Origin of the sequence: Pseudomonas sp. Larv2_ips, from assembly GCF_963879675.1 — a bacterium.
Lineage (GTDB): Bacteria > Pseudomonadota > Gammaproteobacteria > Pseudomonadales > Pseudomonadaceae > Aquipseudomonas.
In genome coordinates, this window is record NZ_CAWOAW010000039.1 from 16,252 (window position 1) to 38,470 (window position 22,219).

General features: G+C 61.1%; 23 protein-coding genes and 1 pseudogene. 7 read left to right on the forward strand and 17 right to left on the reverse strand.

Annotation, left to right across the window (positions count from 1 at the left end):
- Window positions 1–196: 196 nt before the first annotated feature.
- The 8 genes from AACV02_RS29500 to AACV02_RS29535 all read right to left on the reverse strand — a co-directional run bounded on the left by AACV02_RS29500 (window position 197) and on the right by AACV02_RS29535 (window position 6,789).
- The gene (locus tag AACV02_RS29500) at window positions 197–1,102 is read right to left on the reverse strand and encodes a sugar kinase (RefSeq protein WP_119735363.1); all 906 of its coding nucleotides are present in this window, start codon (window positions 1,100–1,102) and stop codon (window positions 197–199) included.
- 115 nt (window positions 1,103–1,217) lie between these two features.
- Window positions 1,218–2,426, reverse strand: a complete 1,209-nt coding sequence (locus AACV02_RS29505; protein ID WP_119735364.1) for an amino acid deaminase — start codon at window positions 2,424–2,426, stop codon at window positions 1,218–1,220.
- 8 nt (window positions 2,427–2,434) lie between these two features.
- The gene (locus AACV02_RS29510) at window positions 2,435–3,199 is read right to left on the reverse strand and encodes an IclR family transcriptional regulator (protein WP_106580124.1); all 765 of its coding nucleotides are present in this window, start codon (window positions 3,197–3,199) and stop codon (window positions 2,435–2,437) included.
- Window positions 3,200–3,366: 167 nt separating this feature from the next.
- Window positions 3,367–3,756, reverse strand: coding sequence for a RidA family protein (locus AACV02_RS29515; protein WP_106580125.1), 390 nt, complete (start codon window positions 3,754–3,756; stop codon window positions 3,367–3,369).
- A gap of 15 nt (window positions 3,757–3,771) precedes the next feature.
- Window positions 3,772–4,554, reverse strand: a complete 783-nt coding sequence (locus tag AACV02_RS29520) for an amino acid ABC transporter ATP-binding protein (RefSeq protein WP_119735365.1) — start codon at window positions 4,552–4,554, stop codon at window positions 3,772–3,774.
- Window positions 4,551–5,213, reverse strand: a complete 663-nt coding sequence (locus AACV02_RS29525; protein WP_025857548.1) for an amino acid ABC transporter permease — start codon at window positions 5,211–5,213, stop codon at window positions 4,551–4,553. The genes AACV02_RS29520 and AACV02_RS29525 overlap by 4 nt, the downstream gene beginning before the upstream one ends.
- A 12-nt stretch (window positions 5,214–5,225) precedes the next feature.
- Window positions 5,226–5,888 carry an amino acid ABC transporter permease gene (locus AACV02_RS29530; protein WP_106580127.1) on the reverse strand — a complete coding sequence of 221 codons (663 nt, stop codon included), beginning with the start codon at window positions 5,886–5,888 and terminating at the stop codon, window positions 5,226–5,228.
- 52 nt (window positions 5,889–5,940) lie between these two features.
- The gene (locus tag AACV02_RS29535; protein ID WP_065929539.1) at window positions 5,941–6,789 is read right to left on the reverse strand and encodes a transporter substrate-binding domain-containing protein; all 849 of its coding nucleotides are present in this window, start codon (window positions 6,787–6,789) and stop codon (window positions 5,941–5,943) included.
- Window positions 6,790–7,483: 694 nt separating this feature from the next.
- Here AACV02_RS29535 and AACV02_RS29540 point away from each other — a divergent pair.
- Window positions 7,484–7,732: a hypothetical protein gene (locus AACV02_RS29540; protein ID WP_106580129.1), complete on the forward strand. Its 249-nt coding sequence runs from the start codon at window positions 7,484–7,486 to the stop codon at window positions 7,730–7,732.
- Window positions 7,733–7,828: 96 nt separating this feature from the next.
- Window positions 7,829–8,161, forward strand: a complete 333-nt coding sequence (locus AACV02_RS29545) for a thioredoxin family protein (protein ID WP_119735367.1) — start codon at window positions 7,829–7,831, stop codon at window positions 8,159–8,161.
- Here the strand turns inward: AACV02_RS29545 and AACV02_RS29550 are convergent.
- The 3 genes and pseudogenes from AACV02_RS29550 to AACV02_RS29560 all read right to left on the reverse strand — a co-directional run bounded on the left by AACV02_RS29550 (window position 8,142) and on the right by AACV02_RS29560 (window position 11,274).
- Complete coding sequence (locus tag AACV02_RS29550; protein ID WP_119735368.1) at window positions 8,142–9,707, reverse strand: TerC family protein; 1,566 nt, start codon at window positions 9,705–9,707, stop codon at window positions 8,142–8,144. The two genes, AACV02_RS29545 and AACV02_RS29550, sit on opposite strands and share 20 nt — an antisense overlap.
- A gap of 384 nt (window positions 9,708–10,091) precedes the next feature.
- Window positions 10,092–10,361, reverse strand: a pseudogene (locus tag AACV02_RS29555) (sugar-binding domain-containing protein); the annotation flags it as partial.
- A 31-nt stretch (window positions 10,362–10,392) separates the two neighbouring features.
- Window positions 10,393–11,274, reverse strand: coding sequence for a LysR family transcriptional regulator (locus AACV02_RS29560; protein ID WP_119735369.1), 882 nt, complete (start codon window positions 11,272–11,274; stop codon window positions 10,393–10,395).
- Between the two features lie 150 nt (window positions 11,275–11,424).
- Here AACV02_RS29560 and AACV02_RS29565 point away from each other — a divergent pair, with 150 nt between their 5' ends.
- Window positions 11,425–12,942 carry an MFS transporter gene (locus tag AACV02_RS29565; RefSeq protein ID WP_119735370.1) on the forward strand — a complete coding sequence of 506 codons (1,518 nt, stop codon included), beginning with the start codon at window positions 11,425–11,427 and terminating at the stop codon, window positions 12,940–12,942.
- A gap of 112 nt (window positions 12,943–13,054) precedes the next feature.
- Here the strand turns inward: AACV02_RS29565 and sohB are convergent, their stop codons facing one another.
- A complete protein-coding gene (gene sohB, locus AACV02_RS29570; protein WP_119735371.1) occupies window positions 13,055–14,080 on the reverse strand; it encodes a protease SohB in 1,026 nt (341 codons plus the stop codon).
- A gap of 193 nt (window positions 14,081–14,273) precedes the next feature.
- Here sohB and AACV02_RS29575 point away from each other — a divergent pair, with 193 nt between their 5' ends.
- On the forward strand, window positions 14,274–14,984 hold the full coding sequence (locus tag AACV02_RS29575) for a histidine phosphatase family protein (protein WP_119735372.1): 711 nt from the start codon (window positions 14,274–14,276) through the stop codon (window positions 14,982–14,984).
- Between the two features lie 56 nt (window positions 14,985–15,040).
- The gene (locus AACV02_RS29580; RefSeq protein ID WP_016969749.1) at window positions 15,041–15,355 is read left to right on the forward strand and encodes an SCP2 sterol-binding domain-containing protein; all 315 of its coding nucleotides are present in this window, start codon (window positions 15,041–15,043) and stop codon (window positions 15,353–15,355) included.
- A gap of 103 nt (window positions 15,356–15,458) precedes the next feature.
- On the opposite strand, the gene AACV02_RS29585 is transcribed toward AACV02_RS29580, so the two are convergent.
- The 3 genes from AACV02_RS29585 to AACV02_RS29595 form a co-directional block, all read right to left on the reverse strand.
- Window positions 15,459–16,622 carry an alpha/beta hydrolase gene (locus AACV02_RS29585; RefSeq protein WP_119735373.1) on the reverse strand — a complete coding sequence of 388 codons (1,164 nt, stop codon included), beginning with the start codon at window positions 16,620–16,622 and terminating at the stop codon, window positions 15,459–15,461.
- A gap of 6 nt (window positions 16,623–16,628) precedes the next feature.
- Window positions 16,629–17,216, reverse strand: a complete 588-nt coding sequence (locus AACV02_RS29590) for an NUDIX domain-containing protein (RefSeq protein WP_119735374.1) — start codon at window positions 17,214–17,216, stop codon at window positions 16,629–16,631.
- 96 nt (window positions 17,217–17,312) lie between these two features.
- The gene (locus tag AACV02_RS29595) at window positions 17,313–18,182 is read right to left on the reverse strand and encodes an SDR family NAD(P)-dependent oxidoreductase (RefSeq protein WP_119735375.1); all 870 of its coding nucleotides are present in this window, start codon (window positions 18,180–18,182) and stop codon (window positions 17,313–17,315) included.
- 162 nt (window positions 18,183–18,344) lie between these two features.
- On the opposite strand from AACV02_RS29595, the gene AACV02_RS29600 reads away from it, so the two are divergent.
- The gene (locus AACV02_RS29600; RefSeq protein WP_106580139.1) at window positions 18,345–19,271 is read left to right on the forward strand and encodes an alpha/beta hydrolase; all 927 of its coding nucleotides are present in this window, start codon (window positions 18,345–18,347) and stop codon (window positions 19,269–19,271) included.
- 192 nt (window positions 19,272–19,463) lie between these two features.
- On the opposite strand, the gene AACV02_RS29605 is transcribed toward AACV02_RS29600, so the two are convergent.
- Window positions 19,464–20,624, reverse strand: coding sequence for an alpha-hydroxy acid oxidase (locus AACV02_RS29605; RefSeq protein ID WP_119735376.1), 1,161 nt, complete (start codon window positions 20,622–20,624; stop codon window positions 19,464–19,466).
- A 121-nt stretch (window positions 20,625–20,745) separates the two neighbouring features.
- Between AACV02_RS29605 and AACV02_RS29610 the strand changes: the two genes are divergently transcribed.
- Window positions 20,746–21,531: a DeoR/GlpR family DNA-binding transcription regulator gene (locus AACV02_RS29610; RefSeq protein WP_119735377.1), complete on the forward strand. Its 786-nt coding sequence runs from the start codon at window positions 20,746–20,748 to the stop codon at window positions 21,529–21,531.
- On the opposite strand, the gene AACV02_RS29615 is transcribed toward AACV02_RS29610, so the two are convergent.
- The gene (locus tag AACV02_RS29615; protein ID WP_119735378.1) at window positions 21,496–22,206 is read right to left on the reverse strand and encodes a DUF72 domain-containing protein; all 711 of its coding nucleotides are present in this window, start codon (window positions 22,204–22,206) and stop codon (window positions 21,496–21,498) included. The two genes, AACV02_RS29610 and AACV02_RS29615, sit on opposite strands and share 36 nt — an antisense overlap.
- Window positions 22,207–22,219: the final 13 nt, after the last annotated feature.

Consider the following 22,219-nt stretch of genomic DNA (forward strand, 5'->3'; position numbering starts at 1 on the left):
ACCCGGCTCGCCAACCGATGCCCAGCCAACGCTGCCTCTTGCGGCGGCTCACCCTTCAGCCGACTGGCCAATCGCAGGCAAGCCAGCTCCCACACTTGGCTGCATTTCCACTGAAGGAATGCAGCCTGCTGAAGGAATGCAGTCAACGGTGGGAGCCGGGCTTGCCCGCGAACCGCCGCAGGCGGCCATGTACCCGCTACCTCGGAATCAGTGCCCCCGGCACCTGGATGACCCGGCTCGCCAACCGATGCCCAGCCAACGCTGCCTCTTGCGGCGGCTCACCCTTCAGCCGACTGGCCAGATACGCCGCACTGAACGAATCCCCCGCCGCCGTCGTGTCCACCACCTTCTCGACCTTCAACGCCGGCACGGCAAAGCGCTCGCCAGCACAACGGATCAAACATTCATCCGCGCCGCGCTTGAGCACCACCTCTGCAATCGCCGGGTACGCCGCAAACACCTGCTCGCTGTCGGCATACCCAAACAACGCACGCTCGTCGTCCTCGGTCAGCAAGGCAATATCCACCTCGGCCAACACGGCGTGGTACGCCGCGCGCGCCGCCTCGACGCTGGCCCATAAACGCGGCCGGTAGTTGTTGTCGAAGACTACCTTGCCACCGCGCTTGCGCGTTTCGATCAAGGTTTGCAGTAACCGCGTACGCCCGATTTCTCCCAGCACTGCCAGGGTAATACCGCTGAAATACACCACGTCATAACCCGGCAAAGCCGCCAGGATCGGCTCGGCGGCCGGGGTGGTGAAGCAGTCGCGCACGGCGGCTTCGTTGCGCCAGTAGAGGAATTTGCGTTCGCCGTTGGCGTCCGTCTGGATGCAGTACAACCCCGGTAACCGCCCGGGCAGGCGTTGGACCCTGCCCAGGCCCAGGCCCTCTTCGGCCCAGTGCTTGCACATGGCGTCGCTGAAACTGTCATCGCCCAGGGCGGTGACGTAGTCGACCGTGCCGATGTCGCCCAGCTCGCGGCGCAGGTACACCGCTGCGTTCAGGGTGTCGCCGCCAAAGCTTTGTTGGAGGCTGCCGTCGGCGCGATGTTGGAGTTCGATCATGCATTCGCCGATCAGGGCGATGCGCGGTTGTGGGTTCATGCCTTGGTCTCTCGCTGTTCTGGAGGGCCTCTTCGCGGGCAAGCCCGCTCCCACATTTGGACGTGTTCACAATCCAATGTGGGAGCGGGCTTGCCCGCGATAGGCGCGACGTGGTCTAGAAGCAGGTATGCAGCGACTCGATCACCTGCAACTGCTCATCCACCAGGCAGCCCACTTGCCACTTGTCGAAGGTCAGACAAGGGTGCGAGGTGCCGAACGAGATGATGTCGCCGATGCGCAACTCAACCCCCGGTGCCACCGTCATGAACGCATGCTGGTCCATCACCGCCGTCACGATGCAGGCGGTGACGTCATCGCCTTCGGCCGGCACAATTCCAGCCCGGTAGCGCTTGAGCGGCACCGGCAAACCGGCGTCGTAGGCCACGTCGCGCTTGCCCAGGGCGATCACCGCAAAGCCTGGCTCGGGCATCGATTGCACGTGCGCCCAGACTTCCAGCGCCGGGCGCAGGCCTTCGTTGAGGTCGCTGCGACGGTCGAGCACGCAGCATTGCGCTTGCTTGTAGATACCGTGGTCGTGGGCCACATAGCTGCCAGGTCGCAGCACGCTGAGGAAGCGGCCGGCGGCGTTTTGTTCTTCAAAGGACTCGGCGATCAGGTCGTACCAGGCCGAACCCGAGGCGGTAATGATCGGTTTGGGCAGGTCGAAAGAGCCGTTGTTTTGCAGGTCGACCGCCAGGCGCACCAGGCTGGCGGCGAAGTCGCGGATGCCGCTGATGGCGTGCTCGCCATGGATCACGCCTTCGTAGCCTTCAATGCCGGTGAGGGCCAGCGCCGGTTGGGCCTTGATCGCCTTGGCCAACTCGCGCACTTCCTGCTCGCTGCGGCAGCCGCAACGGCCGCCGACCACGCCGTACTCGATCATCACGTTCAAGCGCAGGCCACGGGCGGCGAAAAACAGCCCCAGGTCGGCGACGTTGTCCGGGTGATCGACCATGCAATGGAAGTCGAAGTCTTTGTCGGCCAGCAGATCAGCAATCAACGCCATGTTCGGCGCGCCGACCAATTGGTTGGCCATCAACACGCGATGCACGCCCCCGGCATAGGCGGCGCGGGTCTGCACCGCATTGGCCAGGGTGATGCCCCAGGCGCCCGCCTCGATCTGGCGCTGAAACAACGCCGGCATCATGCTGGTTTTGCCATGGGGCGCCAGTTCTGCGCCGCTGTTGCTGACGAAGTCCTGCATCCAGCGAATGTTGTGTTCCAGGGCGTCACGGTGCAGCACCAGGGCCGGCAGGCTGACGTCGCGGACCAGGTGGGCGCCAACGGCGGCGGCGCCTTTTTCAACGGCGTTGAGGGCAGTCATAAAAACTCCTATTCGTTGATGCGTCGGGCCAGGTTGTTGGCGCTGTCGATCAACACCCGGCGATAGTCGTTGTAGTTTTTGATCGCGTCGGCCCGTGGGGCAACGATGCACAAGGTCGCAATGCTGATACCCTGCGCGTCCCGCACCGGGGCGGCGAAGCAATGGGTGAAGGTGTCGGCCACGCTGTCGAAGGAGAAGAACCCATCGAGCGTAGCCTGGCGGATCTGCGCCAGAAACGTCTCCAGCGGCAGGCGTTGGCCGTCTGGCAGGATGAAATCGTCGTAGTCGATCAGGTCGATAATCTGCTGGTCGCTCAGGTGCCCCAGCAACAGGCGCCCGGAAGCAGTCCACGGGATCGGTGCGTTTTCGCCGATGTCCGACGAGATGCGGAAATGCCGCTCGCCCTCGCGCATCAGCGCCACCGTGTATTTGCGCCCGTTGAGCAGGCACATCTGCGCGGTTTCGTGGGTCTGGCTGACGATTTCCTGCAGGGCGTGATCGGCCTCGCGGGTCAGGTCGAAGTGGCGCAGATGCGCCTGGCCGAGGAAATACAGTTGGCGGCCGAGGTAGACGTGGCCGTCCTTGCCCACGGTTTCGAGGATGCGCCGCTCAAGCAACGAGGCGACCAATTCGTAGACCGTGGATTTTGGGCTGCCGATGCCGCTGGCAATATCATTCGGGCGCAGGGGCTGGCCGATTTCCTTGAGAAAATCGAGGATATCGAATGCACGGTCCAGTCCTTTGGCGCGGCGTTTGATGGTGTCTTCGGTCATGGCAGTTCGGTCCGGTCGAAATTCTAGGGTCTAGCAGAGATCCCCTGTGGGAGAAGGCTTGCCCCCGATTGCAGTGTGTCAGTCAATACAGGTGTTGCTGATACACCGCTATCGGGGGCAAGCCCCCTCCCACATTTGATCTTCAGTGGATTTCAAGAGAGGGGCATTTAGCCTTTTTTCTTGTAGGCCACGCAATCAATCTCAACCTTGCAGTCGACCATCATGTTGGCCTGCACACAGGCGCGTGCCGGGGCGTGTTCGGGGGTGAAATACTCGCCGAACACCTTGTTGAAACTCCAGAAGTCGCGCGGGTCTTCCAGCCATACACCAACGCGCACCACGTCCTTCAACTCGTAACCGGCCTCTTCCAGAATGGCCACCACGTTGCGCAGGGTCTGGCGGGTTTGTTCGATGATGCCGCCGTTGATGATTTCACCGTCCACCGCTGGCACCTGGCCCGAGACGTAAAGCCAGCCGTCCGCTTCCACTGCACGTGCGAAAGGACGCGGTTGGCCACCGCCGGCGGTGCTGCCGGTGCCGTAACGAGTAATGCTCATAAAGTTGCTCCTGATTTAAAAACGAATGTTCTTCAAAAATTCCGCCAGGCGCGGCGATTGTGGGCGTTCGAAGATGTCCTTCGCGCTGCCCTGCTCTTCAATGCGGCCCTGGTTCATGAATACGATTTTGTCCGACACTTCATAGGCAAAGCGCATTTCGTGGGTGACCAGCAACATGGTCATGCCCTCTTCCGCCAGACCCTTGATCACGCTGAGCACCTCGCCCACCAACTCCGGGTCAAGGGCCGAGGTGACTTCGTCGAAGAGCATCAAGCTGGGGTTCATCGCAATCGCCCGGGCAATCGCCACGCGCTGTTGCTGACCGCCGGACAACTGGCCGGGGAAGTGATTGCGCCGTTCCAGCAGGCCGACGCGATCCAGCCATTTTTCGGCCAGGGCCACGGCTTCGTCCTTGCCCATCTTCTTGACCTTGAGCAGGCCGAGGGTGACGTTTTGCAACGCGGTGAGGTGCGGAAACAGGTTGAACTGCTGGAACGCCATGCCGGTCATCGCGCGGTGCTGGGCAATCACCCGCTCGGGGTGGCGCACACGCTTGCCGGCGATTTCGCTGTAGCCGATGGACTCGCCGTCCAGGGTGATCTGCCCGCCCTGGAATTCTTCCAGCAGGTTGACGCAGCGCAGCAGCGTGGTTTTGCCCGAGCCGCTGGAGCCGATCAACGTCACCACGTTGCCGCGCTGCATGGACAGATCGACACCCTTGAGCACTTCGACCTGGCCGTACTGTTTACGCAGGCCGCGAATGTTCAAAAGCGGTTGGTTGGTTTGAGGTTGGTTCATGGCAAGGCCACCCGCTTTTCAATGTAGCGCCCGAATAACTCGATGGCGTAGTTGATGACAAAGAACAGAAACCCGGCGAACAGGTAGAACTCCAGGGTCATGAAGGTGCGCGCGATCACTTGCTGGGTGCTCAGCAGCAGCTCGGCCACGCCGATCACCGAGAGCAAGGTCGAGGCCTTGACGATTTCCGTGGAGGAATTGACCCAGGTCGGCAGGATCTGGCGCAACGCCTGAGGCAACAGCACGTAGCCCAGCGACTGGTAAAATGTCAGGCCAATCGCCTTGCCCGCTTCCAGTTGCCCACGGGGAATGGCTTGCAGCGCACCGCGCACGATTTCCGACACGTGAGAGCCGCAGAACAGCGTCAGCCCGACGGCGCCGGCCTGGAACGCGGTGATCTGCCAACCGAGCGCCGGCAGCATGTAGAAACACGCCAGCACCAGCACAAACACCGGCGTGCCACGGATCAGGTCGACATATAGACGAAACGGCGCGCGCATCCAGAATTTGCCGTAGGTCAGGATCAACCCGGCGACAATGCCGATCAGCGTGCCAAAGATAATGGCCAGCGCAGACACATACACGCTGGCCTGAAAGCCCGCCCACAGGGTGTCCCGGGCGATCCACAACTCATGCAGCCAGCTGGGGGACTCGTACATGGAAACCCTCCTTTAACGACGGATCGCCAGACGCTGTTCCAGGTAACGGAGCAGCATGGCAATGAGGTAACAGGCAGCCACGTAGAGCGCGGTCGTGACCATCCAGGTTTCAATCACCCGGTAGCTTTCGACGTTGATCTTGCGGGCGTAATAGGTCAGCTCCGGCACGGCAATCGCCGCGGCCAGCGAGGTGTCCTTGAACAGCGAAATGAAGTTGTTCGACAACGCCGGCAAGACGTTGCGCAGCATCACCGGCACGGTGATGTAGGCGCGGATACGCCACTCACCCAGGCCGATGGCCAAGCCGGCTTCCCGCAAACCCTTGGGAATATTCAGCAGCCCGGCGCGAAACACTTCGGTGAGGTAGGCACCGGCGTACAACGACAGCGTGATGATGAAGGACGGGATTTTGTCGAGACGAATCCCCAGTGACGGCAGTGCAAAGTAGATCAACAGGATCAGCACCAGAATCGGCGTATTGCGGATCACCGTCACGTACACCGAGGCGATGATGCGCAACGCGCGGTGTCTGGACAGCATGGCGAACGCCATCATCAGGCCGATCACGCAGCCAATCGCGATCGACAGCAGCGCCAGCTCAAGGCCCAGGCCGAGCCCCGCCAGCAAGCTGGGGAAATCACGCCACACGGCGGCAAAGTTCAACTGATAGTTCATGGTCGGCAGTACCTGATTGGGGCGCCGTCAGCGACGCCCCAGGGTTTACGATTTACTTGAACTCAACCGGGAAACCGATCGCCGGCTCTGGCAAATCCACGCCGAACCACTGCTTGAACGAGGCCTTGTAGGTCGGGAATTCCACGCCGGTCATGGCTTCATGCAGCGCAGTGTTGACGAAGTTCAGCCAGTCCTGGTCGCCACGCTTGACCGCGCACGCGTAGGTTTGCGGGCTCCAGGCGTAGGTCGGGCTGCGATAGCGGCCTGGGTTTTGCACCATCAGGTACTTGACCGACGACTGGTCGGTGGCGGCAGCATCGGCGCGGCCGGAGTTCACGGCCTGGTACATCAGGTCGACGCTGTCGTACTGATCAACCTTGGCCTTGGGCAGCGCCTGGTGCACCAGCTCTTCGGCGTAGACGTTTTGCAGCACGGCCACAGTGACGCCGTCGCCGGCGGCTTGCAGGTCTTCGATTTCCTTGTACTTGCTGTTGTTCGGCAACAGCAGGCCCACGCCTTCGCGGTAATACGGCAAGGTAAAGGCAACCTGCTGCGCACGGCTGGCGGTAACGGTAATGAACTGGCAACTCATGTCGACCTTGTCGGTCAGCAGGTTGGGAATACGTGCGTCGGAAGACTGCACCACAAACTCGACCTTGCTCGGGTCGTTGAACAAGCCTTTGGCCACAATGCGGCCGATGTCGATATCAAAACCCTGCAACTTGCCATCCGCTCCCTGGAAGTGCCACGGCGCATTGGTACTGCCTGTACCCACGATGAGATGCCCACGCTTGAGCACATCATCGAGCTTGCTGTCCGCCGCGTGCACAACGCTTGCGAGGGAAGCCGATGCGGCGAAGAGAAAAACACACGCTTTAAACACGGAAGGTCGGTGATGCATGACAAGCACTCCAGGAGTTGTGTATTCCGCTATACCGGAACCTAGTATGTAACAACGGAATAGACAGCAGAAAGTGTGCCACACGCAGTCGCAGAAAAACATGACGCGAGTAAAGCTGTTTTAAATCAAGTGGATAGATATTGAGTTGGGGTAAGGCGCTATGCCAGCAGCCGGGCATGTGTTGCTACGCAAGGCCACACACGGCGGTGACAGTTGGATGCGGCGCACCACGGTAGCGTTACCGTGCACCGTGGCGGTGCTAGGGCGTGGGTGTTTTCTGTGGCAAGCGGGCCCGGTGTGGCAGGCGGGCGTGTGATGGCAGACGGGCTTCTTATGGTGGCAAGCGGGCTTCTGGTGGTGGCAAGCGGGCTTCTTGTGGCGAGCGGGCTTGCCCCGCGTTGGGCTGCGAAGCGGCCCCAAAACCTGGCGACGCGGTTTTTCAGGTATAGCGCGGCGGCTGGCTTGGGAGCGCTTCGCACTCCAACGCGGGGCAAGCCCGCTCGCCACAGGAAGCTTGCTCACTACAGCTAGCCTGTTTGCCACGACTGGCCCGTTTGTCACATGGCCCATCTGCCACAAGTCGCCCGTCTGCCATGGCAGGTCTGCTCGTCACCAGCGTTTCTTGGCGAGGCTCTGGTTGTTTTTTTGTGCTGGGCTAGGCTGGTGGGAGGTCTGTGTACGGGAGCGTGGCGTGATGAAGGTAAGCCTAATGGTGGTGTTGCTGGGCTGTCTGGCGGCCGGTACGGCTTCGGCCAGTAATGATCGCCGTGAATGCAAGGAAGAACTGCAGAAGCTCAAGGAAGCCTTCAGCACCGATTACACCAGCCAGAACCACCATGGCTATCGTCGGGCGAAGGCGTCCAGGGACAATGAGGAATACAAGAAATGCGCGAGCCAGGCGCGCAAGGCGCGTGAACGAACCGAGCGTGCCGACGATGCATGAGCCTGTCTACCTGTGAAGGTTGACAGTAGACGGTGGTGATCTCGCGATCTAGCGTACCCGGCAGGCCCCCTCGGCCAGGTGCACAAGGAGATCATCATGGGTGCTGCCAATGCGGTGATTGATACCCTCAGCGACTACCAGCAGATTCTGAATCAGCACCCGCTGGTGATCGTGCTGTTTACTTCCCAGTCCTGCCAGGCGTGCCTGGGAGTTCACCCACGCTTTAATAACATCGCCGAAAAATACGCCGGCCGAGTGAAGAGCATGATCCTGGACACCGCCCGGACGCCGAGAATCGAAGGCGTCGACGGCACACCCACCCTGGTGGTCTACAAAAATGCCCTTGAGGTCGAAAACCTCAAGGGCATCGGCGCGCCGGATGAACAGGAAGCACTTCTGGATCAGGTGTTCAAAGACTACGCGCCGTAGGTATCAGCAGCACCTGCGTCACCCGCCGCTCCTCCACTGCCGCCACCGTCAGGTGCCAGCCTTCGTGCTCCAGGCTGTCGCCCACTCGCGGCAAGCGGTCCAGCAGACTCATCACCAAACCTGCGAGCGTCTGGTAATCGTCGGTGGCCACGGCCTTGAAGCCGGTGCGCTGGCGCACCTGGTTAAGGGTCAAGGCGCCATTGGCGCGAAAGCCTGCGCCCTCCTCGACGATATCCGGCCCTTCGATTTCGCTCGCATCCGGCAACTCACCAGCGATGGATTCAAGGATGTCGGTCATGCTCAACACGCCGATGAAATCGCCGAATTCGTTGATCACAAACGCAATATGGGTGGATGCCTGGCGCATCTGCTCCAGGGCGTTGAGAATCGAAAAGCTCTCCAGCAGGTTGACCGCGCGGCGCGCCAGGTGCTCCAGATTCGGCTCGTGGCCGGCCAGGTATTCCTTGAGCAACTCCTTCTTGTGCACAAAGCCCAATGGCTCATCGACAGCACCGTTGCGGATCAACGGCAGCCGGGAATAGGACGAATGCATCAATTTACGGCGGATAGTGTCGGCATCGTCCGCCAGATCGATACAGTCGACCTTGGCCCGCGGCGTCATCAAGCTGCGGATCGGGCGTTCGGCCAACTGCAACACGCCACTGATCATCACGCGCTCGCGTCGATCAAACAGCGGGCCCTGGGTCGCATCCGGCTCGTCCATCAAGTCGGCAACGTCGTCATCCATGCCCTCCACGGCCAGACTGCGACCCCCCAGTAAACGCATCACCGCATGCGCAGTGCGCTGGCGCACCGGCAACGTACCCTGTACCGACTTTTTGCGACGGGCGCGGGCAAGCTGGTTAAACAGCTCCACCACAATCGAGAAGCCCATCGCCGCGTACAAGTAGCCTTTGGGCACGTGGAAACCCAAGCCTTCGGCAGTCAGCACCAGGCCGATCATCATCAGGAAACTCAGGCACAGCATGATCACCGTCGGGTGCGCGTTGACGAAACGCGTCAGCGGCTTGCTCGCGACAATCATCAGGCCGATGGACACGATCACTGCGATCATCATCACCGCCAGCTCATCGACCATGCCCACGGCGGTCACCACCGCGTCGAGGGAGAACACCGCGTCGAGCACCACAATCTGCGCGACGATCGGCCAGAACATCGCATAGGTGGCATTGCCCGCCCGCTGGGCCACATGACCTTCGAGGCGCTCGTGCAATTCCATAGTGGCCTTGAACAACAGGAACACACCGCCAAACAACATGATCAGGTCACGGCCGGAAAACCCCTTGCCGAAAACCTCGAACAGCGGCTGAGTAAGGGTGACCATCCAGGAAATACTCGCCAGCAGGCCCAGGCGCATCAGCAACGCCAGGGACAACCCGATCAACCGCGCCCGGTCGCGCTGCTCCGGCGGCAGCTTGTCCGCCAGGATCGCGATAAACACCAGGTTGTCGATGCCCAGTACCAGTTCCAGCACAATCAAGGTCAACAGGCCGAGCCAGGCCGTTGGATCCGCTAACCATTCCATTTATAGAGCCTCGTTATAGATGTCTGAATGCCGGACACGGCAAGGCGCGGTCAGTGGACCGGGACAAGGGCAGCCATCGGAATACGGGGTGCTTCAGCGGGAACAGCAACAGCGGATGTCTTGGGGAAAGACGACTGGGAGGCTCCGAGAGGGTGTTCATGCAAGTCCTGCAGTGGAAAAGGACCTGAATCGTACAATCGAAACCTAAATTTCCTACAACGCAAAACTATTACAAAATCTGTACACAAGCCAACACAAAACCCATGTGGGAGCCGGCTTGCCTGCGACACAGGCAACTCGATGCGTCAGTCAAACCGAGGTGACGCTATCGCAGGCAAGCCAGCTCCCACACAAGCTCGCTCCCACAGATTGCTCTGCGTCGTGTCAGCTTTTACGCGTCGCATCATCCAGCGCCAAAATCGTATGCGCATTCGTCACCGTGGTTGCAAGGGTATTAATCACCCCCGAGCGCAACGCGCCAAGCGTCGCCGCCGCCTTGGTGTTCTCACTGGCAATCGCCACCACGTCCGGGATGCGAAACAGCGCCTGCACCGTCAGGCCGATCACCCGCCCCTGGATGGCGTTGACCGCCGGCTGCCCGTGTATGTCGATAAAGTCATAACCCATCATGTCGCCCACCGTACGGGACACACGGTTAGCCCGCACAGCCTCCAACCCGCCGCGATCAAGCATCCAGCTTAGTCATCTGCTTGACCTGCTCGATATAACGCACCACCGCCGGGGCTTTCTCAAAGCGCCGATGAATCAGCGACAGCCACGACGAGGCCTCGCTGCCCTGGATGCTGCGGTAGACCACGCCCGGCAAACTCACATGCCCGACCATCGACGCCGGCACCACCGCCACGCCCTGCCCTAACGACACCAACGCCATCACCGCCACCAAGCCACCCGGCTGTGGCCCCAGGCGCGGGGCAAAACCGCCCTGTGCGGCGACGTGCAAGGTGCCGCTGATTTGTTCCGGCAGAATAAAGGTCTCGTTTTGCAGGTGTTCACAGCCAATGGCTTTGAGCCCCAGCAGCCAGGAGTCCTGCGGCAGCGCCAACACAAAGCCATCGCTGGCCAGGCGCACGGCGTCCACGCCATCGGGCAGAGTCATGGGCGAGCGGATATAGCCGATGTCATAGCGCCCGTCCGCCACCGCGCTCGGCAATGTCGCCATCGCCCATTCGCGCACGTTCACGCTCACATCGGGAAATGCCTGGCTGAACGCGCGCATCTGGCGCTGCAACACGCCGGAGTACACCGCTGAGGCCACGTAGCCCAACTCGATATGACCGATTTCGCCGCGCCCGGCGCGCTGGGCACTGCGCTGGGCGAATTCGAATTGGTGCACCGTGGCTTCGGCTTCAACCAGCAACGCCGCACCGGCTTCGGTGAGGCTGACTTCGCGCTGCTGGCGGACAAACAAGCGCGTGCCCAGGCTGGCTTCCATGTCCTGGATTTGCCGGCTCAAGGTCGGCGGGGCGATGCCTAACTGCTCGGCGGCGCGGCTGAAGTTGCGCTGACGGGCGACGGCGAGGAAGTAGCGGAAATGGCGGATGTCCATTGCAGGATTAGCTCAAAGGTAATGAAGTGCTTCAGGCCAGCTAACAAGACCGGTCTTCGCTGGCGATAAGCTCACAGCACCTCAACACTAGAGAGCCTACGCGATGATCGTCAACTGCCTTTTCCTTATTGCCTGCAGGGTAATTCAGCCATGAGCCGGGTCAGTCCGCGCTTGACGCTGCTCACGGCGTCCGGCGTTTGTGCGCTGATCGTGCTCGACACCAATATTGTCGCCGTGACCCTGCCGAGCATCGCCCGTGACCTGGGCGCCAATTTTGCTGACATCGAGTGGGTGGTCAGCGCCTATATGCTCGCGTTTGCCGCGTTGTTATTGCCGGCCGGCAGCCTCGCCGACCGCTTTGGGCGCAAGAAGACCCTGGTCTGGGGCTTGAGCATTTTCATCCTGGCCTCCCTGGGCTGTGGCGCCGCACCGAATGCGCTGTTTCTGGACATCGCCCGCGCCGTCAAAGGCGTCGGCGCGGCGTTACTGCTGACCTCCGCCCTGGCCTCCATCGGCCATACGTTTCACGATGAAGTGGAGCGCGCCAAAGCCTGGGCGTTCTGGGGCGCGTGCATGGGCGTGGCGATGACCGCCGCGCCGGCCTTGGGGGGCTTGATCACTCAGTACCTGGGCTGGCGCTGGATTTTCTACCTCAACCTGCCCGTGGGCCTGGGGCTGATGGCGCTGGTGCTGCGTGCGATTGCAGAGTCCCGCGATACCCAATCGGCGCGGCTTGATCCGTGGGGCAGCCTGGCCTTCAGTGCCAGCCTGTTGTGCCTGATCTGGGGATTGATCGAGGCCAATCGCATCGGCTGGGACAACCCGCTGACCTATGCGCGGCTTATTGGCGGCGCCGTGCTGCTGGGTGTGTTTGTGCTCGCCGAGCGCGTGCAGCGACGGCCCATGGTGGACCTGCAGCTGTTTCGCCACCCGCGCTTTATCGGCGCATTGCTGGGGATGTTTGCCTATGCCGGCTGCGCCCAAGTAATGATGACGCTGCTGCCGTTTTACCTGCAAAACGGTTTGGGCCTCTGTGCGATTGCCTCGGGCCTGGGGATGCTGCCGTTTGCGCTGACCATGCTGATTTGCCCACGGATCGGCGCTCGCCTGGCCGGGCGCTTCGCACCGGCGACCATGATGGCGAGCGGTTTGGCGTTGGTCGGTTGCGGCAACCTGTTGAGCGCCTGGGCGGTGAATGTGGGCGGCTACGTGCCCTTCGCCCTGGCAATAGCCGTGACCGGCGCCGGCGCGGGCCTGCTCAATGGCGATACGCAGAAAAACATCATGGCTTGCGTGCCTCGGGACCGTGCGGGCATGGCATCAGGCATGAGTACCACGATGCGCTTCAGCGCGATCATGTTGGCTATCGGCGTGTACGGGGCATTGCTGAGCAGCCACAGCGAGCAATTGCTGCGCGCAAGTATCGAGCCGCAGTGGCAGGCGCAGGCAGCGGCGATTGCCTCGCGCGTGGTAGCCGGTGATATGCAGGCAGCGATGGGTGTGTTGCCGCAGACGGCACGGGCGGTGGTGCAACCGTTGGCACGGCAAGCGTTTGTGGGTGGGTTCAGCGCGGTGTTGTGGGTGGCGGGGGTGTTGGGATTACTGGGGGCGTTGGTGGTGGGAATGCTGATGCGAAAGCCGATTCCCGTTGTGCTAGCGCAGAACTGAATGTGGGAGCGGGCTTGCTCGCGAATGCGCTGTGTCAGTCAACATATCTGAACTGAACCACCGCATTCGCGAGCAAGCCCGCTCCCACAAGGGGTTGACCTGCAGTCTGGAATTACCAGAACCGCTGCTGGGTCAACCGGCTCCACCAGGTCATCAGCACTCGGTCCACCGAACCGCTGGCCGCCAGGCCGACCCGCTCTTGCAGGCTTTTACGCTCGGCATAGTGCAGGTGGAACACCTCGGCGGTCTTGGCCTTGGTGGCCAGGTATTCGTCGCTGGTTTGCAGCTCGTCGACCAGTTGCTTGTCGAGGGCGGCAACACCCAGCCACACTTCCCCGGTCGCGACATCATCGATTGCCAGCTGAGGGCGATAGCGCGACACGAAGTTTTTGAACAGCTGATGAGTGATGTCCAGGTCTTCCTGGAACTTCTCGCGGCCCTTCTCGGTGTTTTCGCCAAACACGGTGAGGGTGCGTTTGTATTCACCGGCCGTCAGCACTTCAAAATCGATGTCATGTTTTTTAAGCAGGCGGTTGACGTTGGGCAACTGCGCTACCACGCCAATCGAACCAAGGATGGCGAACGGTGCGCTGATGATCTTCTCGCCGATGCACGCCATCATGTAGCCGCCGCTGGCCGCGACCTTGTCGATGCACACGGTCAATGGCACGCCCGCCTGGCGGATACGCGCCAGCTGGGATGAGGCCAGGCCGTAGCTGTGGACCATGCCGCCGCCGCTTTCCAGGCGCAGCACCACTTCGTCTTTCGGCGTGGCCAGGCTCAGCAGTGCGGTGATTTCATGGCGCAGGCTCTCGGTGGCCGAGGCCTTGATGTCGCCGTCGAAATCCAGCACAAACACCCGTGGCTTGGCCTCGGATTTCTTCTTGCCATTCTTTTTTTCGGTTTTGCTTTCGGCTTTGCGCAGGGCCTTGAGCTGGTCCTTGTCGAGCAGGCTCGACTCCAGGCGCTCACGCATGCCCTTGTAGAAATCATTGAGCTTGCTGACCTGCAATTGGCCGGCGGACTTGCGACGGCCTTTGCTGCGCAGCGCCGCGAAACTGATCAGTACCACCAGAATAGCGACCACCAGGGTGACGGTCTTCGCCAGAAAGCTCGCGTATTCGGCCAGAAAATCCATATGTCTCCTTAAAAATGCACTGCGCCAGGCGCGGATGGGCCCAGCATACCGACGGCACCGCGTTCGAGCCAGTGATCAAACCGCCAGCAAGCGGGCTCTAACGGGCTTTTAAAACAAGCGTATGTTTTTTCATTGACAGCTCTCCGGCATCCTCATAACCTCGCCAGACTTTCAACGTACCGGGAAAACGGACGTGGGCAGCATTTATCTGATTCGACATGGCCAGGCCTCTTTCGGTGCAGACGACTATGACGTCCTGTCGCCCGTCGGCGTGGAACAAGCGCAAGTGCTCGGACGCCATCTGGCCGACCTGGGCCTCACGTTCGATCGCTGTATAGCGGGCGACCTGCGCCGCCAGCAGCACACCGCCACGTCCGTACTCGATCAATATGCAGCCCGTGGCCTGCCGGTACCTTCGCTGGACATCGACAGCGCCTTCAACGAATTCGACGCCGACGCGATCATCCGCGCCCTGCTCCCCGACCTGCTGACCACCGAGCCCGAAGCCCTGGAGATCCTGCGCAATGCGGCGCACAACCGCAGCGAATTCCAGCGCATCTTTGCGTTGATCATCGAGCGTTGGCTGGCCGGCACCTATGACCCACCGGGGCTGGAAAGCTGGCTGGGGTTTGTCGAACGCGTACAAGGCGGCCTGCAACGGATTCTCGAAACCGCCGAGAACACTGACAAGATCGCCGTGTTCACCTCCGGCGGCACGATCACCGCCCTGCTTCACTTGATTACCCGCATGCCTGCCGCCCAGGCGTTCGAACTCAATTGGCAAATTGTTAACACCTCGCTCAACCAACTGAAATTCCGTGGACGCGAGGTGGCGCTGGCTTCCTTCAACAGTCATACCCACTTGCAACTGTTGAAGGCGCCGCAGCTCATCACTTTCCGATGAACTGCGGCCAACCGTGACCCCAAGGTCACTGGACTCTACCCTTAAGGATCGAAACCATGACTGACGTAGCCAAAGCTGTAGAAGCAATGAAAGCCAAATTCAACCCAGCCGCTGCCGACGGCCTGGACCTGGTGTTCGGTTTCCGTATCGACGACACCCAGAACTTCTCGCTGGTGGTCAAGAACAACACCTGCGAACTGCTCGAAGGCGAAAACCCTGACGCCCAGGTCACGCTGGTCACCGACGGCGAAACCATGGAAGGCATCGTCAGCGGCGACACCGATGGCATGCAGGCCTTCATGAGCGGCAAACTGCGCACCGAAGGCGACATGATGCTGGCAATGAAGCTGAGCGAGCTGTTCCCGGCTTGATCACGCTGATTGTGTAGCGCGCTTTACCCCGACAAATCCCGCCACATGGCGGGATTTGTTGTTTGCGGGAGCGGCAAACAGCCGTGACCACCATCCCCACCACTCATCGCCCACAATTGCCCTTGATTGCCTCGCCCGCAAACGCCCGCCGAACAAACCCTATCGAATCCCCCAAAGACCCATTCACCGCCCCGGAGTGATCCAGCGCTGGATAGAAATGCCATTCCACCCGATCCCCTGCCTGACAGGCGTCCCGGACCAAGGCTTGTTGCCCCGGCACAAACACATCTCGGTCTTTACCGCCAGTGCCGAGAAACACCGGAATATCGGTTTTCAACGTGGGATAAGCCGCTTCACGCCCCACCCGATCCAACGCTGCCTTGGGCGATCGCTTGAAGCTGTTATTGAAGGTCAACCCGTCAGCCACTACCCGCTGCTCGATGGCATGCAAGCACTCATCCTGACTCGCCCTGAAGGCCGGCAGCGCCCGCTCAGCCAGGTAGTCGGCGGGCACGAACGAAGGGTCCAGCAACGCCACCGTACTCAGGCGCAACAGGTTATAGGCAAACGTCGGCACCACCGAACGGCGTGCGTTTTCAAGTTCTGGGCTGTGGCCCTGGGCGTGCGCAGAGGCATAAGGCGTACCGGTCGCCACCACCCCGACAACTTCGACATCCGGCGCGTAGTCCTTGGCCATTACCGCCGTGGCGAACGCCGCGCGGCCACCCTGGGATTGCCCGAACACCACTGCCCGCTTGGACACGTTGACAGGCGCAGCGCCGACCGCACGGATGCTGTCCAGTACGCCATACGCCAAGGGACGCGTCAGCCCATAAGGGTGCAACCCGGGCGTGCCCAGCCCCTGGTAATCCGTGGCAACAATCGCATAGCCCTGCTCGAGCCAGTCATTGAGATAGCGCGTATCCCGTGGACTGCGCTGATTCAGCGAAGGCGCGCAACGATCAGCACTGCCGACCGTGCCGTGAGCCCATGCCATCAGTGGCCAGCCACCCGCAGGCGCTGGGCCCTTGGGCACGAACAACGCACCGGAGACCGCGACAGGCGTGAGGTTGTCGAGCCCATCGGTGGAGGAATACAGGATCCGCAGGTTCAGCCCGGCCGACGCCAGGCTCTGCTGCGGCGTCAATGCTTCACTGCGCAGCAGTTTGCCGGGCATTGGCGGCACAGGGTCCGCCCAGGTGTAGAACGCGTCAGCGGCGCTGCTACTGCCGGCCGCCAGTACCCATAGCAACGCCCACGCGCGCATCGCGCATCACCACCCTTCTTTCAACATGCGCAATTCCAGGTGCTGCAACAGCATGATGGTTTTGCCATCGACAATCTCACCGCTCTGCACCATGGCCAGCGCCTGTTCAAAGCTCAGCTCCAGCACTTCGATGTCTTCACCCTCGTCGATCAGCCCGCCGCCCTCGCCGACCCGGTCTGCTGCCTGGTACTCGCCGATAAAGAAGTGAATGCGCTCGGTCACCGAACCGGGGCTCATGAACGCCGCGTAGATTTTCTCCACGGAGCCGACGCGGTAGCCGGTTTCTTCTTCGGCTTCGAGGCGAATGCGCTCCTCGGGGGTGGCGTTGTCCAACAGGCCGGCGGCCGCTTCGATCAAGTAGCCGGGGTAATCGTTGACGAACGTGGGCATGCGGAACTGGCGAATCAGCAGCACGGTGCGCTGTGCGCGGTTGTACAGCAGAATCGTTGCACCGTTGCCGCGGTCGTACACCTCGCGGGTCTGGGCTTGCCAACTGCCATCCTGGCGGCGCAGGTCGAAGGTGTATTTTTTCAGAAGATACCAATTGTTCGACAGGGTTTCTTCGGCGGTGATGCGAACGGGGCTGTTGTCCATGGTCTGGCCTCTGCTCAAAGGAGCGCGAGCATGTCGCGGCGCCAATGTCAGCGTCAAGCGAATCGCTTGTGCAAACAGGCGCGCGGGGTATCGGGTTCAGGAAGCAGTCACGGCCTGAGCGAGCGGTTGCTTGATGCGCGGCCACGCGGCTGCAACTTCTTCAGCGCTGGCGGCCTTGATCCGTGCCAGATCGCGCGGGTAATCCACCCCAGGGTTCTCAGTGAACCGCGTCGCCGTGAATTGGCCATTGCTGGCCCGCAGGACGTATCCCGTGTCCTGGCAGTGCTGCGAGGCAAGAAACAGCACACCCGGCGTCACCCATTCTGGCTTGAGTTCGTCCGGTTCCCCGGTCACGCCCCACATGCGCGTCTTGGCCACCGGCGAAATCGCATTGACCTTGATGCCGGCTTCGGCGCCTTCATGGCTCAGGGCATTCATGATGCCCAGTTGCGCCATCTTGCCGGCGCTATAGGCTACCAGGCCGGTCTGCTCGTATTGCGCGTACAGGGCGCGGTCGGAGGTGGTCAGGATGATGCGCGGCGCCGATGAGCGCAGCAGGTGCGGCCACGCATGCTTGCACAACCACAGCGGCGCGTAGAGGTTGATGTCCATGGCGCGCTGGAGGAACGCGGCATCCAGGTCTTCGATGTTCTGATAACCCACCCATCCGGCGTTGTGGATCAAGATATCGAGTTGACCGAACGCCTCGATAGCGAACCCGATCAGTTGCCGGCACCCCTCGGGCGTAGACAAGTCGCCGCCATGCCCCAGCACCTTGAGCCCTTGCGCCTGCAACTGCTGCGCCGCATTGAGCACCACCGAGCCATCGCTGCCGGCGCCGTTACTGTCGGCACCGATATCGCTGATCACTACCCGCGCGCCACGGGTCGCCAACGCCCGTGCATAGCTCAGACCCAGCCCGCGTGCGCCACCGGTGACAATGGCGGTTTTGCCTGTGAAATCCATGTGCATACTCTCCTGTTAAGCCCGCCACCCTAACAACCCAGGCATGCGTTGTTCAATGCTGTAACACTTTGCAAGTAATCCCCATTCACGGCTGTCGAATTAATTCCTGCCCCTTAAAGCCATCTGGTAAAACCCCAGCTTCGCTTTTGTCCTGGAACCTTCATGTCATCTCGTTTTTTGTCTCGCCTGGGCCTGCGCTGGTTTCCCCTGCTGTGCATGGCCATCCTGATCATCGGCCTGCCGGTAGGTTGCGCGGTGCTTCAACACAAGGAGCGTGAGCTGGTGTTTCGCATTGAGCCGGGTACCGCCGGCTGGTACACCGGCTTGCCCAAGGCCGTGCAGGAATTCGATATAAAACCCGCCAGTTTCAAATCAGGCCAGAACCTGCATGGCTGGTGGTACCCGGCCGACAAGCAGGATGCTCCGGCGATTCTTTACCTGCACGGCGTGCGCTGGAACCTCACCGGCCAGCTGTTTCGCATTGAACAACTGCACGCACTGGGCTTTTCGGTGCTGGCCATCGACTACCGCGGTTTCGGCCAGAGTCACGGCGACTTGCCTTCGGAAACCAGTGTGTATGAAGACGCCCGCATCGCCTGGGAGCGCTTTCAGGTGCTGCAGCCAGACCCGAGCAAACGCCTGATCTACGGGCACTCGCTGGGTGGCGCGGTGGCCATCGACCTGGCAGCGCAGTTGAGTCAACAGACGCCGGTGCCTGTGCGCGGCCTGGTGATCGAATCCACTTTCACCTCGCTGGGGGACGCGGCCGCGGCCGTGGCCAATACCTCGCTGCCGGTGCGCTGGCTGCTGTCGCAGAAGTTCGACTCCATCGACAAGATTGCCGGCGTGCACATGCCGCTGCTGGTGGTGCACGGCCTGGCCGACCCCTACGTGCCACCGCGTTTCAGCCAACAACTGTTCGACGCCGCTCAAGAGCCCAAACGGTTGCTGCTGGTGCCTGGCGCCACGCATAACAACAGCATGAGCCTGGCCGGGCGCAACTATGGGCAAGCGCTGGAAAAACTGATGCAAGCGCAGATGCCCGCACAGGTGGTGACGCACTCCACAGGTCGCAACGGCGACTCTTGAAAGTACTTTTCGGCACTGGGTCCGCGCTTGGCTGTCAAGCGTAAACCCTGCCCATACTGGCCCGCGCCGCAAGTTGATCAAATATTAACCGAGGGTTAAATCGCCAACCCTGCCGGGCCTTCGCAAAGTTATCCACAGAGATACCCACGGTTTTCGTGGACAACTCTTTTTACTTTTTTACGATCTTTTTGCTCAGCAAACCCCTTGGGGAAAGGTGCCGGGCAGCAAAATATCGCGATTCACATCGCGTATATCGTTATAGCCGCACAGCGCCATCGACACATCCAACTCACGGGCAATGATGTCAAGGGCCTTGGTCACGCCCGCTTGGCCCATGGCGCCCAAACCATACAGGTGCGGTCGACCAATCATGGTGCCTTTGGCGCCCAGTGCCATCGCCTTGAGCACGTCCTGGCCGGAACGAATGCCGCCGTCGAGCCACACTTCAATCTGATTGCCCACCGCCTCGACAATTGCCGGCAGTTGGCTGATGCTCGACGGCGCACCGTCCAGCTGGCGCCCACCGTGGTTACTCACCACCAATGCATCAGCGCCGGAGTTAGCCGCCAGCCGTGCATCCTCCACATCGAGAATGCCCTTGATAATCAGCTTGCCACCCCAGCATTTCTTGATCCATTCCACGTCGTCCCAGCTCAGGCGCGGGTCGAACTGCTGGGCGGTCCATGACGACAGCGAACTCATGTCCGCCACGCCTTTAACGTGGCCGACAATATTGCCGAAACCACGGCGTTTGGTGCCCAGCATGCCCATCACCCAGCGCGGCTTGGTTGCCATGTTGAGGATGTTGGGCAGAGTCAGTTTGGGAGGCGCCGACAAGCCGTTGATCAAGTCCTTGTGGCGTTGCCCAAGAATCTGCAGATCCAGGGTCAGCACCAGCGCATCCACACCCGCAGCTTTGGCGCGCTCGATCAATTGCTCGATAAACCCGCGATCTCGCATCACATACAGCTGGAACCAGAATGGCTGGCCAACCTGTTCGGCGATGTCCTCAAGAGAACAGATGCTCATGGTCGACAGCGTGTAGCGCAGGCCAAAAGCGGCGGCGGCGCGGGCAGTCAGGATTTCGCCATCGGCGTGCTGCATGCCCGCAAGCCCCGTGGGCGCCAGCGCGACCGGCATGGCCATGTCCTGGCCGATCATGCTGGCGCGGATCGAACGTTGATCGATGTTGCGCGCCACGCGCTGACGAAATTTGATGCGGGCAAAATCGCTTTCATTCGCCCGATAGGTGCTTTCAGTCCAGGAGCCGGAATCGGCGTAGTCGTAGAACATCCGTGGGACACGTTTTTGCGCCAGCTTGCGTAAGTCTTCGATGGTTGTAATCAACGACATCTAGGTCACCTCTCCCTGAACTGAGCCCAGAGAGTAACCGCCGATCAGCCGCGCAACCAGTCATTGCGTTTATATCGGCAGAAGCCTAATCTCGCACAAACCCGCATAAAGACGCATAAACATGCAAAACACTCATCAAGCCATTGACCTGCCTTCGTTGCGCAAACAGAAGATACTGTTGCTGCTGGAGCGCGACGGCAAAGTGACCGCATCCGAATTGGTGGATCACTTTGCCGTGTCCCAGGACACCATCCGCCGCGACCTCGGTGAACTGGCCGCCGCCGGCCTGTTGCAACGCGTGCACGGCGGTGCCCTGCCCCGGCCCAAAGACACCGGCAAAGACTTCTTCACCCGTGTGGGCGAGACCAATGAGGTCAAACGCCACCTTGCGCGCCTGGCCGCCGATCGCGTGGAAGACGGCCAGATCGTGCTGTTCGACTCCGGCTCGACCACGCTGCAAATTGCGCAATCCCTGCCACGCGCGATCCGCCTGACGGTGGTTACGCCGTCGCCGATGATTGCCATCGCCCTGGCCGACCACCCGGATGTGAAAGTGATTGTGGCGGGCGGCCAACTCAACCCTGCCACCTTGTCCACCAGCGGCCACGAAACCGTGCGCCTGATCCAAAGCATCAAGGCCGACCTGCTGTTTACCGGCGTGTGCGCGTTGCATCCGCAGGTGGGCATCAGCTCGTTGCATTTCGACGAAGTGGCGGTCAAGCAAGCGTTGCTCGACAGTGCCTCCCATGTGGTGGCGGTGACCATGGCAGACAAGCTCGGCGCGGTGGAGCCCTTTGTGGTGGGCCCGTGCAGCCGCATCCATACGCTGATCACCGAGTGGCACGTACCGAGTGTTGAAGCCTATGAGCAGTTAGGGCTGGAAGTGCTGCGCGTGGAGGTTGAGTAGGTACAAGGCATCGGCGGTGGCATGACCGCTGGCGGTGTTGTCGAAGATGCACCAGGTGGGAATGCCTGCGGCAACGTAGTGGCTCAGTTGCTGCGAGAATGCCTGCACGCGTTCCGGCCCATACGCGCTGTGATAAATACGCGGCGAGCCGTGCAATCGCCAATACTGCACGCCCTGCCAGCCGATGCCCGCGTCGATGACCGGCGGGTCGGCGACCACACGACCTATGTGTAAATCCTGCAATAACGCCTCGGCCTCAAGCCAGCTGGCATGGCGCGGTTCCAGAACCACGGCACCGGCAAAACGTTGGCGTAGCGCCGTGAAAAACGGCGCAACAATCGCCGCGTCATAGCCCAAAGACGGTGGCAATTGAATCAGCAGGCAGCCCAGCTTTCCACCCAGTCTCAGGCACTGCCCAAGGAATTCATCCAGCGCGGTTTCGCAGCGCTGCAAGCGCAATTCATGGGTGATGCGCTTGGGCACCTTGACCGAAAAACGAAACGCCGGCGGCACTGATTGCGCCCAGCGCTCATAGGTCATGGGCAGGTGCGGGCGATAAAACGAACTGTTGATTTCCACGGCGTTGAAACGCGACGCGTAACGCTGCAGGTGTGTACCCTCGCTCGCAAACGCCGCCCACTGTTCACGCGGCAAACTCCACCCCGCGCAGCCCATATACAGCGCTGCC

Excerpts from the sequence above, each read along its gene's own strand:
- AACV02_RS29500 (WP_119735363.1), bottom strand. The coding sequence starts at position 1,102 with ATGAACCCACAACCGCGCATCGCCCTGATCGGCGAATGCATGATCGAA.
- AACV02_RS29505 (WP_119735364.1), bottom strand. The coding sequence starts at position 2,426 with ATGACTGCCCTCAACGCCGTTGAAAAAGGCGCCGCCGCCGTTGGCGCC.
- AACV02_RS29510 (WP_106580124.1), bottom strand. The coding sequence starts at position 3,199 with ATGACCGAAGACACCATCAAACGCCGCGCCAAAGGACTGGACCGTGCA.
- AACV02_RS29515 (WP_106580125.1), bottom strand. The coding sequence starts at position 3,756 with ATGAGCATTACTCGTTACGGCACCGGCAGCACCGCCGGCGGTGGCCAA.
- AACV02_RS29520 (WP_119735365.1), bottom strand. The coding sequence starts at position 4,554 with ATGAACCAACCTCAAACCAACCAACCGCTTTTGAACATTCGCGGCCTG.
- AACV02_RS29525 (WP_025857548.1), bottom strand. The coding sequence starts at position 5,213 with ATGTACGAGTCCCCCAGCTGGCTGCATGAGTTGTGGATCGCCCGGGAC.
- AACV02_RS29530 (WP_106580127.1), bottom strand. The coding sequence starts at position 5,888 with ATGAACTATCAGTTGAACTTTGCCGCCGTGTGGCGTGATTTCCCCAGC.
- AACV02_RS29535 (WP_065929539.1), bottom strand. The coding sequence starts at position 6,789 with ATGCATCACCGACCTTCCGTGTTTAAAGCGTGTGTTTTTCTCTTCGCC.
- AACV02_RS29540 (WP_106580129.1), top strand. The coding sequence starts at position 7,484 with ATGAAGGTAAGCCTAATGGTGGTGTTGCTGGGCTGTCTGGCGGCCGGT.
- AACV02_RS29545 (WP_119735367.1), top strand. The coding sequence starts at position 7,829 with ATGGGTGCTGCCAATGCGGTGATTGATACCCTCAGCGACTACCAGCAG.
- AACV02_RS29550 (WP_119735368.1), bottom strand. The coding sequence starts at position 9,707 with ATGGAATGGTTAGCGGATCCAACGGCCTGGCTCGGCCTGTTGACCTTG.
- AACV02_RS29560 (WP_119735369.1), bottom strand. The coding sequence starts at position 11,274 with ATGGACATCCGCCATTTCCGCTACTTCCTCGCCGTCGCCCGTCAGCGC.
- AACV02_RS29565 (WP_119735370.1), top strand. The coding sequence starts at position 11,425 with ATGAGCCGGGTCAGTCCGCGCTTGACGCTGCTCACGGCGTCCGGCGTT.
- sohB (WP_119735371.1), bottom strand. The coding sequence starts at position 14,080 with ATGGATTTTCTGGCCGAATACGCGAGCTTTCTGGCGAAGACCGTCACC.
- AACV02_RS29580 (WP_016969749.1), top strand. The coding sequence starts at position 15,041 with ATGACTGACGTAGCCAAAGCTGTAGAAGCAATGAAAGCCAAATTCAAC.
- AACV02_RS29585 (WP_119735373.1), bottom strand. The coding sequence starts at position 16,622 with ATGCGCGCGTGGGCGTTGCTATGGGTACTGGCGGCCGGCAGTAGCAGC.
- AACV02_RS29590 (WP_119735374.1), bottom strand. The coding sequence starts at position 17,216 with ATGGACAACAGCCCCGTTCGCATCACCGCCGAAGAAACCCTGTCGAAC.
- AACV02_RS29595 (WP_119735375.1), bottom strand. The coding sequence starts at position 18,182 with ATGGATTTCACAGGCAAAACCGCCATTGTCACCGGTGGCGCACGCGGG.
- AACV02_RS29600 (WP_106580139.1), top strand. The coding sequence starts at position 18,345 with ATGTCATCTCGTTTTTTGTCTCGCCTGGGCCTGCGCTGGTTTCCCCTG.
- AACV02_RS29605 (WP_119735376.1), bottom strand. The coding sequence starts at position 20,624 with ATGTCGTTGATTACAACCATCGAAGACTTACGCAAGCTGGCGCAAAAA.
- AACV02_RS29610 (WP_119735377.1), top strand. The coding sequence starts at position 20,746 with ATGCAAAACACTCATCAAGCCATTGACCTGCCTTCGTTGCGCAAACAG.
- AACV02_RS29615 (WP_119735378.1), bottom strand. The coding sequence starts at position 22,206 with ATGGGCTGCGCGGGGTGGAGTTTGCCGCGTGAACAGTGGGCGGCGTTT.